At 73.3% G+C, this 15,617-nt stretch carries 11 protein-coding genes and 8 pseudogenes; 7 read left to right on the top strand and 12 right to left on the bottom strand.

Annotated elements, in window-relative coordinates:
• Window positions 1–461 precede the first annotated feature (461 nt).
• On the top strand, window positions 462–830 hold the full coding sequence (locus ACZ8AI_RS11265; RefSeq protein ID WP_464858541.1) for a hypothetical protein: 369 nt from the start codon (window positions 462–464) through the stop codon (window positions 828–830).
• Here ACZ8AI_RS11265 and ACZ8AI_RS11260 read toward each other — a convergent pair.
• A pseudogene (locus ACZ8AI_RS11260) lies at window positions 761–967 on the bottom strand (acyl-CoA dehydrogenase family protein); the annotation flags it as partial. The gene ACZ8AI_RS11265 and the pseudogene ACZ8AI_RS11260 overlap by 70 nt on opposite strands.
• Before the next feature lie 11 nt (window positions 968–978).
• Here ACZ8AI_RS11260 and ACZ8AI_RS11255 point away from each other — a divergent pair.
• Window positions 979–1,787: pseudogene (locus ACZ8AI_RS11255) on the top strand (SGNH/GDSL hydrolase family protein).
• A gap of 1,106 nt (window positions 1,788–2,893) precedes the next feature.
• Here the strand turns inward: ACZ8AI_RS11255 and ACZ8AI_RS11250 are convergent.
• From ACZ8AI_RS11250 to ACZ8AI_RS11235, 4 genes and pseudogenes are all read right to left on the bottom strand, one after another.
• Window positions 2,894–3,316 (bottom strand): annotated as a pseudogene (locus ACZ8AI_RS11250) (serine hydrolase domain-containing protein); the annotation flags it as partial.
• Window positions 3,317–3,365: 49 nt separating this feature from the next.
• A pseudogene (locus ACZ8AI_RS11245) lies at window positions 3,366–3,584 on the bottom strand (serine hydrolase); the annotation flags it as partial.
• A 122-nt stretch (window positions 3,585–3,706) separates the two neighbouring features.
• Window positions 3,707–5,077: a GNAT family N-acetyltransferase gene (locus ACZ8AI_RS11240; protein ID WP_464858309.1), complete on the bottom strand. Its 1,371-nt coding sequence runs from the start codon at window positions 5,075–5,077 to the stop codon at window positions 3,707–3,709.
• A 17-nt stretch (window positions 5,078–5,094) separates the two neighbouring features.
• Window positions 5,095–5,490 (bottom strand): hypothetical protein, encoded by a 396-nt coding sequence (locus tag ACZ8AI_RS11235; protein ID WP_464858308.1) that lies wholly within the window; start codon window positions 5,488–5,490, stop codon window positions 5,095–5,097.
• A 322-nt stretch (window positions 5,491–5,812) separates the two neighbouring features.
• On the opposite strand from ACZ8AI_RS11235, the pseudogene ACZ8AI_RS11230 reads away from it, so the two are divergent.
• The 4 genes and pseudogenes from ACZ8AI_RS11230 to ACZ8AI_RS11215 all read left to right on the top strand — a co-directional run.
• A pseudogene (locus ACZ8AI_RS11230) lies at window positions 5,813–5,935 on the top strand (NAD(P)-binding protein); the annotation flags it as partial.
• Window positions 5,936–6,120: 185 nt separating this feature from the next.
• Window positions 6,121–6,819 carry an FAD binding domain-containing protein gene (locus tag ACZ8AI_RS11225; RefSeq protein ID WP_464858506.1) on the top strand — a complete coding sequence of 233 codons (699 nt, stop codon included), beginning with the start codon at window positions 6,121–6,123 and terminating at the stop codon, window positions 6,817–6,819.
• A gap of 151 nt (window positions 6,820–6,970) precedes the next feature.
• Entirely contained in the window at window positions 6,971–8,020 is a 1,050-nt protein-coding gene (locus ACZ8AI_RS11220) for a DUF1275 family protein (RefSeq protein ID WP_464858306.1), read from the top strand.
• Between the two features lie 502 nt (window positions 8,021–8,522).
• Window positions 8,523–9,203, top strand: a complete 681-nt coding sequence (locus ACZ8AI_RS11215; protein ID WP_464858505.1) for an MmyB family transcriptional regulator — start codon at window positions 8,523–8,525, stop codon at window positions 9,201–9,203.
• On the opposite strand, the pseudogene ACZ8AI_RS11210 reads toward ACZ8AI_RS11215, so the two are convergent.
• The 5 genes and pseudogenes from ACZ8AI_RS11210 to ACZ8AI_RS11190 all read right to left on the bottom strand — a co-directional run bounded on the left by ACZ8AI_RS11210 (window position 9,160) and on the right by ACZ8AI_RS11190 (window position 12,796).
• A pseudogene (locus ACZ8AI_RS11210) lies at window positions 9,160–9,989 on the bottom strand (family 1 encapsulin nanocompartment shell protein). The gene ACZ8AI_RS11215 and the pseudogene ACZ8AI_RS11210 sit on opposite strands and share 44 nt — an antisense overlap.
• Window positions 9,956–10,156: a hypothetical protein gene (locus tag ACZ8AI_RS11205; RefSeq protein WP_464858504.1), complete on the bottom strand. Its 201-nt coding sequence runs from the start codon at window positions 10,154–10,156 to the stop codon at window positions 9,956–9,958. The pseudogene ACZ8AI_RS11210 and the gene ACZ8AI_RS11205 overlap by 34 nt, the downstream one beginning before the upstream one ends.
• Before the next feature lie 88 nt (window positions 10,157–10,244).
• Window positions 10,245–10,373, bottom strand: a pseudogene (locus tag ACZ8AI_RS11200) (Dyp-type peroxidase); the annotation flags it as partial.
• 88 nt (window positions 10,374–10,461) lie between these two features.
• Window positions 10,462–10,914 (bottom strand): annotated as a pseudogene (locus ACZ8AI_RS11195) (Dyp-type peroxidase); the annotation flags it as partial.
• 1,468 nt (window positions 10,915–12,382) lie between these two features.
• Entirely contained in the window at window positions 12,383–12,796 is a 414-nt protein-coding gene (locus ACZ8AI_RS11190; protein WP_464858305.1) for a hypothetical protein, read from the bottom strand.
• A gap of 67 nt (window positions 12,797–12,863) precedes the next feature.
• On the opposite strand from ACZ8AI_RS11190, the gene ACZ8AI_RS11185 reads away from it, so the two are divergent.
• Window positions 12,864–14,111, top strand: a complete 1,248-nt coding sequence (locus ACZ8AI_RS11185; protein ID WP_464858304.1) for a helix-turn-helix transcriptional regulator — start codon at window positions 12,864–12,866, stop codon at window positions 14,109–14,111.
• 467 nt (window positions 14,112–14,578) lie between these two features.
• Here the strand turns inward: ACZ8AI_RS11185 and ACZ8AI_RS11180 are convergent, their stop codons facing one another.
• The gene (locus ACZ8AI_RS11180) at window positions 14,579–14,893 is read right to left on the bottom strand and encodes a hypothetical protein (protein WP_464858303.1); all 315 of its coding nucleotides are present in this window, start codon (window positions 14,891–14,893) and stop codon (window positions 14,579–14,581) included.
• Complete coding sequence (locus ACZ8AI_RS11175; RefSeq protein WP_464858301.1) at window positions 14,890–15,108, bottom strand: hypothetical protein; 219 nt, start codon at window positions 15,106–15,108, stop codon at window positions 14,890–14,892. Before ACZ8AI_RS11175 ends, ACZ8AI_RS11180 begins: the two co-directional genes overlap by 4 nt.
• Window positions 15,109–15,617 lie beyond the last annotated feature (509 nt).

The following is a 15,617-nucleotide window of genomic DNA, read 5'->3' as shown; positions in this document are numbered from 1 at the left end:
ACCAGCAGCGGGAACCACCGCGCACCGAGGTCGTCCAGCTCGTCGACGGAGCGCGCGAGCGAGGACACCTGCAGGCTCGATCGCGTCGACCGCCCCGCGCAGGTCCGCGATCGTCCGGCGCACGTCCGGGTCCTCGGACCGGGGCGTCCTGTCGAGCGATGCGCGCGACTGCACCGCCGACACCGCCAGCGACACCGCACGCGAGGCGATGCCGACGTACACCGACGCGATGAGGAGCTCGAACGCCGCGAAGACCCCGAACACGAGCGGGTCCTGGTTCGGCCCGACCGGCAGCGACCGCACGATCCGCTCCGCCGGCACGCGCACGCCGTGCAGCTTCGTCGTGCGGCTCTGCGTCGCCCGCATCCCGAGCGTGTCCCAGTCGTCCAGGTGCTCGACGTCGCCGTCGGCGCGGAGCACGAAGCCGTGCACGAGCCGCGGGCTCCGGCCCGGTCTCGTCCTTGCCGAAGACGCTCAGCACGTCCCACGCGGGCGCGAGCGAGGTGAACACCTTGGTGCCGGTGAAGCGGTACCCGCCGTCGCCGTCCGGCTCCGCCGTCGTCGACGAGTCGAACAGGACGGCGTCGTTGCCGGGCTCGCTCACCCCGAACGCGAGCAGGTGGTCGTCCGACGCGTGGTCGGTGACGGCCTGGAGGAACGACTCACCCCGCGCGGTGACGGCCCGCGCCGCCTGCACCCACACCTGGTGCATGCCGAGCCCGAGCGCCGTCGCCGGTGCGGCCTGCGCGAGGCGCCGCTGCACCGCGCTCGTCGCGGCGAGCCCGAGGCCGGACCCGCCCCGCTCGACCGGCACGCCGATCCGCAGGTAGCCCGCCGCCCGGAGTTCGTCGAGGTCCTCGGTGCAGAACGCGTTCGCGGCGTCGTAGCCGGGGGCGCGGCCGGCGATGCGGTCGAGCAGGTCCTCCGGCGCGGTCCACCCCGCGGCTGCCGTGTTGGCCTTCGTCATGGCACGAGACTATGGTCCGAGTCGTGTCAGATCGTCATCCGTGGTCCAGGGACGTCGCGATCGGTGACTCGTTCACCGAGGGGATCGGTGACCTGGACCCCACGGTGCCGGGCGGCAACCGCGGCTGGGCGGACCGGGTGGCCGAGGTCCTGGCGAACCAGACCCACGATTTCGCCTACGCCAACCTCGCGATCCGCGGGCGCCTGCTGCAGCAGATCATCGACGAGCAGGTCGAGCCGGCGCTCACCGGCTCCGCCCCGACCTGGTGACCGTGTCGGCGGGCGGCAACGACATCATCCGGCCCGGCTCCGACCCCGACGAGCTCGCCGAGCGGGTGGACCGGATGGTCGAACGGCTGCGGAGCGACGGCGCCACCGTCGTGCTCTTCACCGGCCCCGACGTCGGGATGACCCCGGTGCTCGGCATGGTGCGCGGAAAGACCGCGATCTACAACGAGAACCTGCACGCGATCGCGCTGAAGCACGGCGCCCTCGTCGCGAACATGTGGGCGCTCCGGGTCCTGCGCGACCCGCGGATGTGGGCGCCCGACCGGCTGCACCACTCCCCGATGGGCCACGCCACCGTCGCCGCCGCCGTGCTCGACGCCCTCGGGGTCGAGCACGGGCTCGCGCCGTTCAACCCGGAACCGCTCGAGGCCCGGCCGTGGCGCGAGGCCCGCGCCGAGGACCTCGGCTGGGCGCGCGAGTACCTCGTGCCCTGGGTCGTCCGCCGCATCAAGCACACGTCGTCCGGCGACGGCGTGGTCCCGAAGCGCCCCGAGTTGCAGGACGTCGTCGAGCACAAGTCCGACACCCCCTGAGCCCGCGATGCGTCACAGCCGAGGTCCCGCAGCCGTGCCTCCGCCGGCGTGGTCACGGCCGCGGTGGTGGTGTCGCTCCTGAGCGGGTGCTCGGGTCCGACGTCATCGGCGAGCCGTACGACGGCGCCGGCCCTGGCGGCCTGTCCGAGCTCCCCCCCGCCACCGGTCCGGCGGTGGGGTGGGTCGACCCGGGCGAGCGGTTCTTCGTCACGACGTACGGGTCGTCCAGCTGCCCCACCGCTCCGACGGGCATCGAGTCCGGCGACCGGGGGCCGGTCGTGACGATGACATATGATCGGTGGCAACGCCTGCACGGCCGACTTCGGTCCGGCGTCGTACGCGCTCGACCTGCCCGCACGCTTCCGCGACGCGGACGACGTCGTCGTGTCGCTCCGGTTCGAGGACGCTCCGGACGTCACGCTCGACCTGCCGGCGGCGGCTCCCTGACGACGGCCGTTCGGGTCGCACCCTGCCACGGACGTCGCACCCCGGTGTGCGGGGGTGCGACGTCGGCGCGGGGGTGCGATCGGGTGGGGCCAGTCGGCCGGACGACGGAGGGGTGAGCGGGCCGTCGTGCAGCGGCTCGGTCGCCCAGCTGGCGGAGACGGTCGCGGTGCCGGGGTCGACGCGCAGGTGCAGGAGGTGCGGGTATCGACGAAGCGGACGTCGACCAGCACCGTGCCGTCCGGGTCCACCGCGCCGCTCGCCGCGAGGGCGCCGTCGACGGCCCACTCCCCCTCGCCGACCGGCACCGAGAGCGTGTCGCCGTCGACGTCGATCGTCGCCCGCCAGCGGTCGGCGTCGTGCGTGAACATGAGGCCGTCGAGCTCCGGCCCCAGGAACGGACCGGCGGCAGCGAGGTCGGGGGAGCCGGCCACCCCGCACCGGGGGCAGCCCCAGGGAGGCGAGTCGCGCCTCCAGGCCGTCGTCCCCGGCCCCGTCGGCGTCCGCAGCGTCGACGGCGGGCAGCAGGTGCTGCCAGGCCGCGTCGAGGACCGCCTGCATGTCGAGGCTCTGCCCGGTGATCGCGGAGGACGACGTCCTGCTCCGCGCAGGACGACGCAGAACTGGCCGTACGCGCCGTCGCCGCGGAACCCGTGACGGGCCATCCAGAACTGGAAGCCGTACCCCTGGCGCCGGTCGGGGTTCGCCTCGGCGGGGTTCTCCACCTGCGTGCTCGTCGCCGCGGCGACCCAGTCCTCGTCGAGGATCCGCTCGCCGTCCCACACGCCGCGCTGCAGGTACAGCTGACCGAGCTTCGCGACCGACTCCGTCGTGGCGTAGCAACCCCTGTACTCGAACTCGGCACCGGACGCGTCCCGCCGCCACGCGAGGTCGTCGATGCCGAGCGGGTCGAGCAGCCGGGGACGGAGGTACTCCACGAGGGACACGCCGCTCACCCGACGGACGATCGCGCCGAGCGTGTACGTGCAGGGCTGGTTGTAGGCGAAGACCGTGCCGGGTTCCTCGTCGGGCGGCAGGAGGAGGAAGCCGCGGACGGTGTTCGACGAGGTCGAGGGCCTCGGCACGGGCGATGGTCTCCTCGCGGTGACCGCTCGCCATCGCCAGCAGGTGCCGGACCCGGATGCGGCGGCTGCGCTCGTCGGTGACGTCGGCGTCGAGCTCCGGGAAGTACGACAGGGCGGTGGCGTCGAGGTCGATGCGACCCTCGCGGACGGCGATCCCCACCGCGGCGGCGGTGAAGCTCTTGCTCAGGGAGTAGAGCAGGTGGACGCGGTCGCGGTCGTACGGCCGCCACCAACCCTCCGCCGCGACCTGGCCGTGGCGGAGGAGCACGAGCCGTGCGGTTCCACGTCCAGGGTGGACTCGAGGGCGTCGAGGAAGGCCGCGATGCCGCGGGCGTCGATCCCGAGGGTGGACGGGGCAGTGCGGAGAACGTCGTCGTCACACGTCCGACACTACGACCCTGCGGCCGCGATCGGCAGGGGCCGGACGTCGGGGGGCCGGTCCGTGGCGAGTCGGGCATGGGTCTCGACGTCGAAGCGCTCGTCGCCGTAACGGAGCCGCTCGCGCTCGATCCCCTCGGCCGCGAAGCCCGCGCGGGTGGCCACGCCGCGCGAGTCGGGGTTGTCCGTGCGGTGCCCGAGCTCGAGGCGGTGCAGTCCGAGGGCGAAGGCGTCCTCGGTGGCGGACACCGAGGCACGGGTCGCCAGCCCCTGGCCGCGTGCCGCGGGAGTGAGCCAGTACGAGATCCACGCGGTGCCGTGCCCGTACTCGACGGAGGTGACGCCGACGGCCCCGACGACGGTGCCGGTGCCGTCGTCCACCGCCCAGTTGCGGGCGTGGTCGTCGTCCCGGTACCGGGTGGCGATGAACGCCGCCGCCGCCGCGGCGTCGTCGAACGGCGACCCGCCGAGTTGGCGTGCGAGCTCCGGGTCGGCCGAGGCCGCGCGCAGCACCGGCGCGTCCGCCGGAGACCAGGGCCGGAGGTGTGCGGCCGGCGGGGTCGTCACGCGCCCCTGGAACGGGTTGGTCCACCGCCACCACGCCCGGGTCGTCGATCGAGCGCTCGAGGACCAGCGGGACCGCCCACCGGGTCGTGGTCGGAGACCGTGAAGCGCACCTGCCCGACGCGCTCCCCCTTCGTGCCGAGCGTGATCCGGTCGAGGTGGGCCTTCGCCGAGACGGTCGTCTTCCCCCACACCAGCACCTCGGACGCCTTCCCGGACACGGCGTCGGCCTCGTCCTGCCACGGCGTCGAGAACGTCCCGAAGGTCTGTCCCGCGTGCGTCAGCGTGACGACCTGGAAGTTGTCCGCCACCGACCGGAGCAGGCGCTGCACGTCGACGTCGAGCGAGTCGTGGTCGACCCCCGCCGAGGATGGTGCCGACGACCGTCACCGACTTGCCGCCGCGCTCGTAGGTCGCCGCGAACAGCAGGCAGGCGCCGGCTTCGTCGAGGGTGCCGGTCTTGATGCCCTCGACACCGTCCAGCCCGAGGAGCTTGTTCGAGTTCTCGATCTCGCCGGCGCCGGGCACGGTGACCTTCTTGGTCCCCACGACCTCCTTCACCACCGGGTTCGCGAGCGCGAGCTGGCCGAGCTTGACGAGGTCCGTCGCGGTCGAGGTGTTGTCCGCGTCGAGCCCGGTCGGCTCGTCGATGGTCGTGTCGTCGAGACCCTGGCGCTCGAGCCACGCGTCAGCGGCACGGTCGTAGGCGCCGAGCGACCCGAACGCCCAGATCGCGAGCGACCCCGCGTAGTTGTTCGCCGACTTCATCAGCATGACCTGCAGCGTCTGGTACTCGGAGAGCTTCAGGCCGGCGGGCATCGGAGCGACCTCGCCGTTCACCGCGAGGTACCGGCGTAGAGCCCCTGCATCTCGGCGTTGAACGCGATCGACGGTCCGGGTTCGCCGGGCTGCAACGGCTTGGCGTCGAGGACGACGAGTGCCGTGACCACCTTCGAGATGCTGGCGATCGACCGGGGCTTCGTGTCCCCACTGGTCGGAGGCTCTCCGGGAAGTCGGTGGCCTCGACCGCGGTGGCGCCGTAGCCGGGGAAGGTGAGGTCCGGCACCGTGGAGGTCGGCGCCGAGTACGTGGTGGTCGAGGCGCTCGCCGGGGCGAAGGGCACGACGGCCGCGGCGACGAGGTAGCCCACCGCCAGCACGAGCACGGCCACGACCGAGAACGTCACCGGCCTCCGGACGAGCGGAACGGGGGCGGCGGACGACTCGTGACACGGGAACCGAGCGTACCGGGGGCCGGTCCCGGGAGGCTGCGAGGACATGCCGCCGGTCACGAGTCGTGCTCGCGTTCGATGTCGGTCCGATCCGGATCACGGAACTGCAGTCAAAGCGACTCTGGTGCGCTGTCCGGCGCCCCGGTGGGATGGCGTTCCGAGAGGCTGCGAGCAGGATCGCCCGCGACCAACACGGAGAGGACACACGATGACCGACAAGAAGCCCCGCGAGGAAGCGATCGAGAAGGTCGAGGAGGCGCACGAGGAGGAGAAACGACGCGCCGAGGAGGCCGAAGAGCGGCGCCTGGAGTAGGGCGACGACGATGACGACCTCCTCCCCGTTCCGATCACCGACCCGGCGCCGGGTCGCCGTCGTCGGCGGGTCGCTCGGTGGCCTCTTCGCCGCGGCCCTGCTCAAGCAGGACGGCCACGAGGTGACCGTGTTCGAGCGCTCGCCGACGGGCCTCGAGCGCCGTGGGGCCGGACTGGTCGCCCAGCAGGACCTGGTTCTCGCTCCGGCGGCTCGGCCTCGACCGCGCGGCCGACGTCGGCGTCCTGGCGCACGAGCGGATCACGCTCGACCAGTCCGGCACGTCGTCTCCCGCGACCGGTCCCCGCAGACGCAGGTCTCGTGGGACCACCTCTGGGTGACCCTCCGGAGCCTGCTCGACGACGACGAGTACCTCCTCGACCACCGCGTCGAAGCGGTCCGAGCGGACGACGCCCACGCCGAGGTGGTGGGCGCCGACGGACGCGCCCGGTCCTTCGACGTCGTCGTCGGCGCCGACGGTGCGAACTCCGTCGTCCGCCGCTTCGTCGCGCCCGACGAGCACACGAACCGGTACGTCGGGTACAGCACTGGCGCGGACTCATCCCGGAGCGGGCCCTGCGCGCCGAGGCCGCAGACCTGCTCCTCGAGCGCTTCGCGTTCTTCACCGGGCCCGGCTCGCACGTGCTCGGCTACCTGGTGCCCGGACCGGACGGCGAGACCGAACCCGGCCTCCGCCGGTACAACTGGGTCTGGTACCGACCGATCGGGCCGAGCCGGCTCGAGCGGATCATGCGTGAGTCCGGGCGTCCGCCGACCGGGACCTCGCTGGCACCCGGTGACCTGCCCGACCTGCTCCGCGACGAGCTGCACTCCGACGCGGTGTCCGGAACTGCCCCCCGCAGTTCGCCGCAGCCGTCCTGGCGGAACCGGCCCCGTTCCTCCAGGCCATCGTCGACTACGTCGCACCGCGTCGACGGCCGGCCGGGCCGTGTTGACGGGCGACGCGGCGGCCGTCGTGCGTCCGCACACCGCGATGGGCGCGGCGAAGGCCGCCGGTGACGCGCTCGCGCTGGCCGACGCGCTCGCGCGACGCCCGCTCGACGCCGCACTGTCCGTCTACGCGAGCGACCGGCTCGACGTCGCACGGGCGATCGCCCGGTACGGCGTCCGACTCGGCCACTCGATGCCGTTCGCGCGGGAGGGCTGACCCGTGTCGAGCGGTCGCGACACGCACGAGGCGGGAGCCCCCGGCGCGCGTCTGGGCGCCGCCCTCGTGCTGCTCGCCTTCGGGTCCGGCGCGGCGGACGCGTTCGCGTTCCTGCTGCTCGGCGGCATCTTCACGGCGAACATGACCGGCAACCTCGTGCTGCTCGGGATGTTCACCCGCCCCGACTGGCTCGTGACGGTCGCCGGCGCGGCGACCGCGCTCGCCGGTCTTCGCGGCCGCGGCGTTCGTGGCCTTCCGAGTGTCGCCGACGCCGGTGACCGGCACGGCCTACCCGAGACGGGCGTCCGGGCTCTGGCCGGCGGCGGCCTCGTCCTGCTGCTCGGCCTGCTCGTGGCGTGGGCGACCACCGGCGGGCACGTCGGGACAGCCGGGTCGTGCGGGATGATCGCGCTCTCGGCGGCGGCGCTCGGCACGCAGACCGTGCTGGCGAAACGGGTCTCGGGCGCCTCCGGCGTGACGACGACGTTCGTCACCGGGACGCTGACCTCGCTCGTCGAGGAGCTCGCAGCGCGTCGACCCGGCGTGCGACTGGTGCAGCTGCTGGTCGTCCTGGCCGTGCTGGCGGGTGCCGTCGCCGGCACCGCCCTGGTGCACGCCGCGCCGATGGTCGTCCCGCTGCTCCCACTCGTCACGACCGGATCGGCGCTGGTCGTGCTCCTCGAGACGAACGGAGGGGACCCCGTGCTCGACCCGCTTGACGACGCGCTGTCCAGGATGACGGCATCGCTGGAGAACGAACTCGTGGTGCGCGACTTCCTCGACAACTTCCGCGCACGCGACCTCGACCAGCTCGTGCCGTTCCTCGACACGGACGTGGTCTACCAGCCGGCCACCTGCAGCCAGATCCGCGGGCGGACCGCGGTGCTCCGCCTGTGCGCGGCGATCCTCGAGAGCTTCGAGGTGTTCGACATCGTGCCCGACCGGGTCGCCTCCAGCGGGTCGCTCGTGATGCTCGACCAGACGATCCACGTGCGGTTCCCCGGCGAAGCCGGAACGCTCGCTCATGGGGCTCGCGTCCTTCGAGGTGCGTGACTTCCAGATCACCGCGTGGCGGCAGTTGCAGGGGTAGAGGCGGGGGTCGGGCGGGTACGGGCGCCGTCGCGCGCGTCCTTGCGCGTGCGTGCGTGCGTGCTCGCGGGTGCGTGCGTGCGCGGGCGTCCGCGCGCGCGATCGTGCGAGCGCGTGCGTCCGGCGCCTCTGTACGTCCGTCTAGGATCGGGGCATGGTCCGACCCACGTGCCAGCCGTCGTCGCCGTGACGCCCGACGCCTCGCTGCTCGGCGGGTACCTCCGGGCGCGACGAGCGGCTGTCAGCCCCTCGGACGCCGGACTGCCCGCGGACGACCGACGTCGCGTGAAGGGCCTCCGGCGGGCCGAGGTCGCGAGCTCGCCGGCATCAGCACCGAGTACTACGTGCGACTGGAGCAGGGCCGCGAGCACGTCCCCCTCCGCCCAGGTGATCGCGGCACTGGCACGCGCCCTCCGGCTCGACGCCGACGGCGCCGCGTACCTGCGGGCGGTCGCGGAACGCGCCCCTGCACCGGAGGCGCCGGGGAGCGGGCGACGGCCGAGCGACGAGGAGCTCCGACGGCTCGTGCGCCGGTGGGACGGCACCCCGGTCTTCGTCGCCGACCGGAACCTCGACATCGTCGCGTCGAACGCCGCTCTGCGATGCGATCGGCGGCGGCGTCCTCAGCCCCGGGCAGAACCGCGTCGAGTACGTGTTCTCCGAGGCGTGCCGCGCGAAGTACCCGGCCGCGGAGTGGCAGGCACGAGCCGCGCAGATCGTCGCCGTCTTCCGGTTCAGCGCGGACCCCGGGGACGAGCGGATGCGCGAGGTGCTCGGCGGGCTGATGACGCGTTCCCCCGAGTTCGCCGAGCTCTGGGGACGGTACGACGTGGCCATCCTGACCAACGGCGCGTTCGTGCAGGACGTGCCACCCTTCGGGCGGCTCGACTTCGAGTGGGAGCTGCTCGTCGTCCCCGGGACGGGCGGGCTGACGATCACGCCGCTGTTCCCGTCGACGCCGGAGAGCGCGGCGGCCGTCGCGTTCCTCGACGTGCAGGGGAAGCGCGGGGCAGCCGCCGGCCTGACGCGGGTGGGCGCGTCGCCGGTGGGCGCGTCGCGGGTGGGGGCGTCGTGGGTCGGAGCGTCGTGGGGATGGGTGTGGGTCAGAGCGTCCGCACGACGCGCACCGCCGCCTCCGGGGTGTTGACCTTGAACGCGAACGTCTCCTCGACGTAGAGCGAGACGTCGTCACGGTCGTGGTGGAGGTAGCCGAGGGTCAGGTCCTCGCCGATCGTCAGCTCGAAGTCGCCGCCGCGCAGGCTGATCACCACCGACTCCTCGATCCCCGGAGCCCGCTCCACGTGCCCGCCGATGATCCCCTCGATCTGCTTCCGGAGCGGGGAGCCCGCGTCGTCGGTCTCGACGATCGCCGCCCAGTCGAGCGGGCTGCAGGCGAACGAGTACGGGCCGTCGACCCCGGCGTCCCGGAGCGCCGCGACCGCGTTCGTGACCGCGACCCGGATCGACTCCGCGGTCCCGTCGTGCGGTTGGGTGGGCTGCGTCGTCGCGCCTCCGATCCCGACGACCCCGCCGGCCGCCCAGCCGCGGAGGACGGTTTCGTTCTCGAGCGCTGCGATGCGGAGTGCGGCCTGGTCCAGTGCGCCGAGGTCCACGTCGGTCGCTCCCGGGAGAAGTCGACCATCTCCTCGACCCGCACGGTGAACTCGGCGCGGACCTCGCAGAGCGGGAGGACCCGTCGTCGACGGGCGCTGATGCCGGGCGTCCCGTCGAGCGTCTCGGTCCGGCCGAGGTCCACGGCCGACCGCTGCCAGCCGTACGGACCGTCGAAGTCGACGACCCGTCGTGCGGTGAGCGCCGGGACGAGTCGGTCCCGGGCTTCGGCGTCGAGCATCGCCCAGGCGTCGGGGCCGAACGGTGCGAGTTCTCGGAGGAGGTGGTTCATGGTGTCCGTCCTTGCGGTCGTCTCAGTGATCCGATGCCGAGGTCGCGGTGGGGCGTGGGGGTGGCCGGCGGGGTCGCGCCCAGTTGCTCGAGGCCGACCAGCTGGTCGTGCGTCGGGGCGAAGAACGTCGCTCCGGTCACCGCGCGCGAGAAGTCGAGCAGTCGGTCGTAGGTGCCGGGAGGATCCCCGACGAACATCCGCTCCAGCATGCGTTCCGAGCACCCAGAGCTCACTGCTGTAGCCGATGAAGTACGTGCCGTACTCGTCGCTGCCCGGTCGTCCGAACGGCATGTTGTCGCGCAGGATGTCGTGTTCGACCCCGGCGTCGTCGACGATCGTGGCGAGGGTCTTGTGCGACGGTCGCGCCTCGGTCGCACTGTCGCGTTCGACGTTGTCGGACTTCGACCGCCCGATGATCCGTTCCTGCGCGTCGGTCCCGAGCGCGTTCCACCCCCGCCAGGTCGTGGAGGTACTTCTGCACGACGACGTAGCTGCCGCCCGCCCAGGCCGGGTCGGCGTCCCCGACCAGCGCGGAGGCGTCGAGGTCCTGCGCGACGGGGTTGGCGGTGCCGTCGACGAACCCGAGGAGGTCGCGGGTGTCGAAGTACCGGAACCCGGAGACCTCGTCGAGGACGACGGCGTGGTCGCCGAGTGCCGCGAGCAGGAGCCGCTCGAACTCGAAGCAGAAGTCCTGCCGCTCGGCACGGATGTGGAAGAGCAGGTCACCGTGCGTGGCGGGGGCGCCGTGCTTCCCCCCGGAGATCGGCGTGAAGGGACGGAGCTCGCGTGGCCGGACGTGCGGGACGAACCGGTCCCACGCGGTCGCACCGATGCCGACGACGCACGACAGGTGCGCACCGAGGTCACGGAAGCCGACGGTCTTGATGAGCCCGTCCAGGTCCGCGATGACGTCGCGGACCGCGTCGAGGTCGTCGTCGTCCGGTCCGATCGTCATCGTCAGGAAGACGGCCGACCGCGACAGCGGCGCGTCGACGCTCTGCGCGTCGATCGGGACCCGCGCGCCCGACGGCGTCACCGGAGGTCCTCGTCGGTCGGCCGGCGGGCGCGACGCTGCGGTGGTGCGACGTGGTTCGACGTCATGGGCTCCGCTCCTCCCGATCACGATGGTGCGTTCCGAGGCGTCCCAGGCGCGCGCTCGTCGACGCCTGAGTCGGATGACTCGCCGTGGCCCGGCTCCGGGCAGGGGATGCGCTCACCGTCGAGGGGTGATGTGCGGGCGGACGCCGGGTCAGTAGCGTCCGATCGCACCGGATCGGTGCAGCGCCCGACCGGCACGACCACCGATGACCGAGGAGCGAACGATGACCATCAGCATCGCGGGCACACGACCGACGCACGGCGACGACCACGACGACGACCTGCTCCGTCGGGCGGTCCACCCGTCATCGACTGCGGACGACCGCTTCCTGATCCTCGAGGGGGCCGTCGGCACGGGAAAGACGCACGCCCTCGCCGGGATCGAGGCCGCGGCACGAGCGGACGGGCACAAGGTCGTGCGATTGCGGTCGTCCGGCGGTGACCCCGTCGTCTCCGCGTCGTCGTTCGGACCGTGGGTCGCGCTCGTCCGGGGTGCGGCCGAGCGGATCCCGTCGCCGGTCGCCGGCGCCCCCGACGGCACCGGTCGTACCGTCGGGTCAGGTCGGCGTCGTGCTCGTCGACGACTTCCACACGCTCGCCGAAGGTGCGCGCACCGAACTGCACTCGATGCTCGCGGGCCTGGTGCGGGATCCGGGCACCGTGTGCGTCGTCGCGGTCGACGACCGGGAGACGGTCCCCGGCTGGGACGGCCTCCGGTCCGTTCCGCTCCCGCCCACTCGGGGCAGCGGCCATCGAGGACCTGCTCCGTCAGGACAGCGTCGACCTCCCGGCCACCCGTCTCGCGATGCTCCGCCGTCTCGCGGCCGGCAACCCGCTCCTCCTCCGCACCGTGGGTCGGGCGTGGACCGCCGAGTCCCGCACCGACCGCTCGGCACCGTTCCCGGTCGTCTACCCGCCACTGGGAGCCACGGCGGAACGGGCGGCCCGCGTCGTGGACGGACTCTCCCGTGAGGAGCGCGAGGCAGCGCTCCTCGCCTCGATCGCGTCGGTCGAGTTCCCGCCCGACGCGGAGCTCGAACTGTCCGCCCCGGACGGGACCTCCACGACCGTCGGTCTGCGCGCCACCGTCGCCGGTGCCGGGCCGATCGTCCGTGACCCCGTCGTCCGGGCGTCCCTGCTCTCGACCGCCTCCGGCGCGGAACTCCGACGGGCCCGTGCGGCGGTCGCCGCCACCGCCGGGGTTCCGGAGCGTCTCCGCGTCCTCGCCCTGGCAACGACGTCGCCCGGCGACGACGACCGCCTGGCCGAGCGCCTGGTCGCCCTCGTCGAGGAGTCCTTCCGGCTCCGCCGCCCCGACGAGGCCGTCACCGCGTTGTTCGAGGCCGCGCGCCTGACCTCGTCCGACGACCGGAGGTCTCGGCTGCGTGCCCGAGGCGACGGCCGTCGCGGCGTTCATCGAGGACTTCGCCGTCGTGGACACGGAAGGCGACCGTCTCGCCGGGACGGGGGCCGAGCAACTGCCGGCGATGACGGCCGCGACCGAGTTCGTCCGAGCCGTCCGCTCGGGCGAGGTCCGGGACTGCCGACGCGCCGTCCTCGCCGCGCTCGACACGGCCGACCACGACGACGACCTCCTGGTCACGACCCTGTTCGTCCTCTGCTTCCTCCGCGGCGACCACTCCTGGTGGGACGACGCCCTGTCCCTCGCCGCCGACCGCGACCTCGACCCGGTGCTGCGGCTCGTCGAGGACTGCGTCGACGACTCTCGGACGGAACACGAGCGGGCGGCCCTGTACCGGGACGCCCACCTCGGCGGCCGACGCCCAGCCGTGGAAGGCCGTCGCGTTGCACGTCGCCTGGTCGCTGCTCGACGCGACCGATCCTCGGCGAGACCTCGTCGACGCGATGCTCGGCCGAGCCGGCGGCACCGGCCTCCTCGGGTACTTCCGGTCCTGCCGCGACGCGGTGGCCGCCTTCCAGGCCGGCCGACTGCGCGCCGCGAGCACTGTGCTCACGCGACTGCACGAGACCGCGGATCGGTGGGGCGCCTCGACGTTCGTCGCGCTGGCGGACGCGCTCCACGCCGTGGTCCACTCCGTGCAGGGCGACGCGGAACAGGCGGTCGAGAAGGCGGAGGACGCGACCCGCTGGGCCCGACAGCACGGCGCCCCGCTCGTCGCACGCACCGCCGACCACGCGCGGACCTCGCTCGACGTCGCGATGGGACGGTTCGAGGAGGCGCACGCCCGGTCGGTCACGCGGCCGCCGGTGGAGAGTCGATGGGTCGCAGACAGCTACGGGCCCGTCGAGCTGCTGGACGCCGCCGAGTGCGCGGCTCGCCTGCGGCTCCACGACCACGGCATCGCGCTGCTGGAGACGGCCGAGCAGCGGATCGGGCGCCGGGTCTCCCCCCGTCAGGCGCTGGTCCTGCGCGCGGCCCGGGCCGTCCTCGACGTCGGCAACGACGTCCGGGCGGCGTTCGAGGACGCCCTCGCGACCGTCGACGTCGACACCGCCCCGTACGAGGTCGCACGCGTCCGGTTCGCGTACGGCGACTGGCTGCGCCGGAACATGCACCCGTTGGACGCTCGGACGCAGTTCCGGCTCGCGGCGAGCGTGTTCGAGGGCCTCGGCGCCGAGCAGTGGCGGCGTCGGGCGCAGTCCGAGCTCCGCGTCGCGGGCGGCGCGTGTGCACCGACGGTGTCGATCGAGTCGGCGGACCTCAGCGAACAGGAACGTCGTGTGGCGTCCCTCGCTGCGGCCGGTCTCACGAACAAGCAGATCGCGAACCAGCTCTTCCTGTCGCCGCGCACGGCGAGCGGCCACCTGTACCGGCTGTTCCCGAAGCTCGGGGTCACGACCCGTGCCGGGCTCGGGGACGCGCTCCTCGGCCTCGAGCGGGCCGGCCAGGCCGTCCGACCGCCGCAGCATCCCGACCGCGGAGACCACCACCGCGACCAGGACGAGGGCGACGAAGACGACGAGCACGGGGACCGGCTGGAAGACGACCAGCGCGCCTCCGACGAGCAGGACCGGGACGCACAGTCCCGCGTAGGCGATGAGGAACACCGCGGCCAGGACCACACCGCGTGACCCGGCGTCCGCGGTCGACGCCGCGCGGGCGAGTGCGCACCGGAAGAAGCGGCCCGACCCCTGCGCCGGCGAGGACGCCCCCGAGCGGTGAAGAGCGGGAACGGCCCGATCACCGCACCGACCGCGAGCAGCACCAGCCCGGCCGGCAGCACCACGAGCACCACGCGGAGCTGCCGGGCGACCGTCACGGTGCGCAGGAGCACCTGTGCGAAGCAGGCGGCAGCGAACACCGAGAACGAGACGATGCCGGCGGCGAGCCGGTCCAGTTGGTGCAGCGACACCACGAGGAACGTCGGCGCGAGGGACGTGAACAGGCCGAAGACCGCGAAGGCGGAGAACGCTGCGGCGCCGGCGTACGGACGTCGCTCGGGCCTTCTCCGGGACGGCGATCCGCTGCGGCCGGTACGGGCGTCGCTCGACCGGCGGGGCCACCATCTCGGCGACCATCGCGATCGCCACGAGTCCGATCACGAAGACGACGAGGAAGACGAGGTGGGGCAGCACCAGCGGGGCGGGGAGGAACTCGGCGAAGAGCCCGCCGACGAGGGGCCGAGCCCGAGTCCGCCGAGGTTCGCGACGCCGGAGACGGTCACGGCGTTCGCCGCGTCCTCCTCCGGGTGGGCGCGGGACCGCAACTCGCCGAGGTGTGCGGTCGCGGTCGCGGTGAGGAGCCCGACCCCGACCCCGCTGACCAGGCGTTGCGACGAGGAGGCCCGGCAGCTGGGGCCAGAGGAGGAAGACGACCGCCGCGCGATCTCCACCGCGACGGCGACGAGGATCATCCGCCGACGACCCACCACGTCACTGAGGTGCCGGCGAGGTACAACGCCGCGACGACCCCGACGGCGTAGGCGGCGAACACGAAGGTCACGACGAACTGCGGGAAGCCGTCCGCTCGTTCGTACAGGCCGTACAGGGGCGTCGGCACCGTCGAGTAGGCCATCACCGCGGTGAACGTCACGGCGACGATCCAGAAGCCGGTCCCGTGGCGGACCACCGGGGAGCGGTCGCAGCGCGGAACCATCTCGTGTCGCGGTCATGTCACGAGCCTGCACACCCGCGCTGCGGGTCCCAAACGTCAAACGGCTCGTCGTGGTCCTGCCGGGGCCACCCTCCGGCACGGAGGGTGCGGCCCGTCGCCGCCGGGCAGCCGTCGGGGCCGATCCCGCACGGAACCGGGGGCGTCGACCGGCCCGACGAGCCGCGGCGTCCCCGCTGGGGTAGTGACAGGGCCAGTCGCTGGTCCACACCTCGTCCATAGACTCTAGCCACCCGAGGAGAACTGGTGGACACCGTGTTGACGAACGAGGACCGCGCCGTGCGAGAGGGGCCCCTCCGCCCCGCCGGCGCTCCCGGACGACACCGTGAACCGCCGATCCGTGGTCGGGCCGCCGAACAGTCCGACATCGCCGCGGCGGTCGCGGCCTCGCAGCCGGAACGGGCGACGTCATCGTCGTCCGGGGGCCGTCCGGCATCGGGAAGTCGCGGCTCCTCCAGGAGGCGATC

This window comes from Curtobacterium sp. AC273 (assembly GCF_979253735.1).
The sequence above is the reverse complement of the archived record's forward strand: the minus strand, read 5'-3'. Positions and strand labels throughout refer to the sequence as shown.

Bases quoted from the DNA above. Each gene is read 5' to 3' on its own strand.
- ACZ8AI_RS11240 (WP_464858309.1), bottom strand. From the start codon at position 5,077: ATGCCCGCCGGCCTGAAGCTCTCCGAGTACCAGACGCTGCAGGTCATG.
- ACZ8AI_RS11205 (WP_464858504.1), bottom strand. From the start codon at position 10,156: ATGTTCGTCGGGGATCCTCCCGGCACCTACGACCGACTGCTCGACTTC.
- ACZ8AI_RS11180 (WP_464858303.1), bottom strand. From the start codon at position 14,893: ATGATCCTCGTCGCCGTCGCGGTGGAGATCGCGCGGCGGTCGTCTTCC.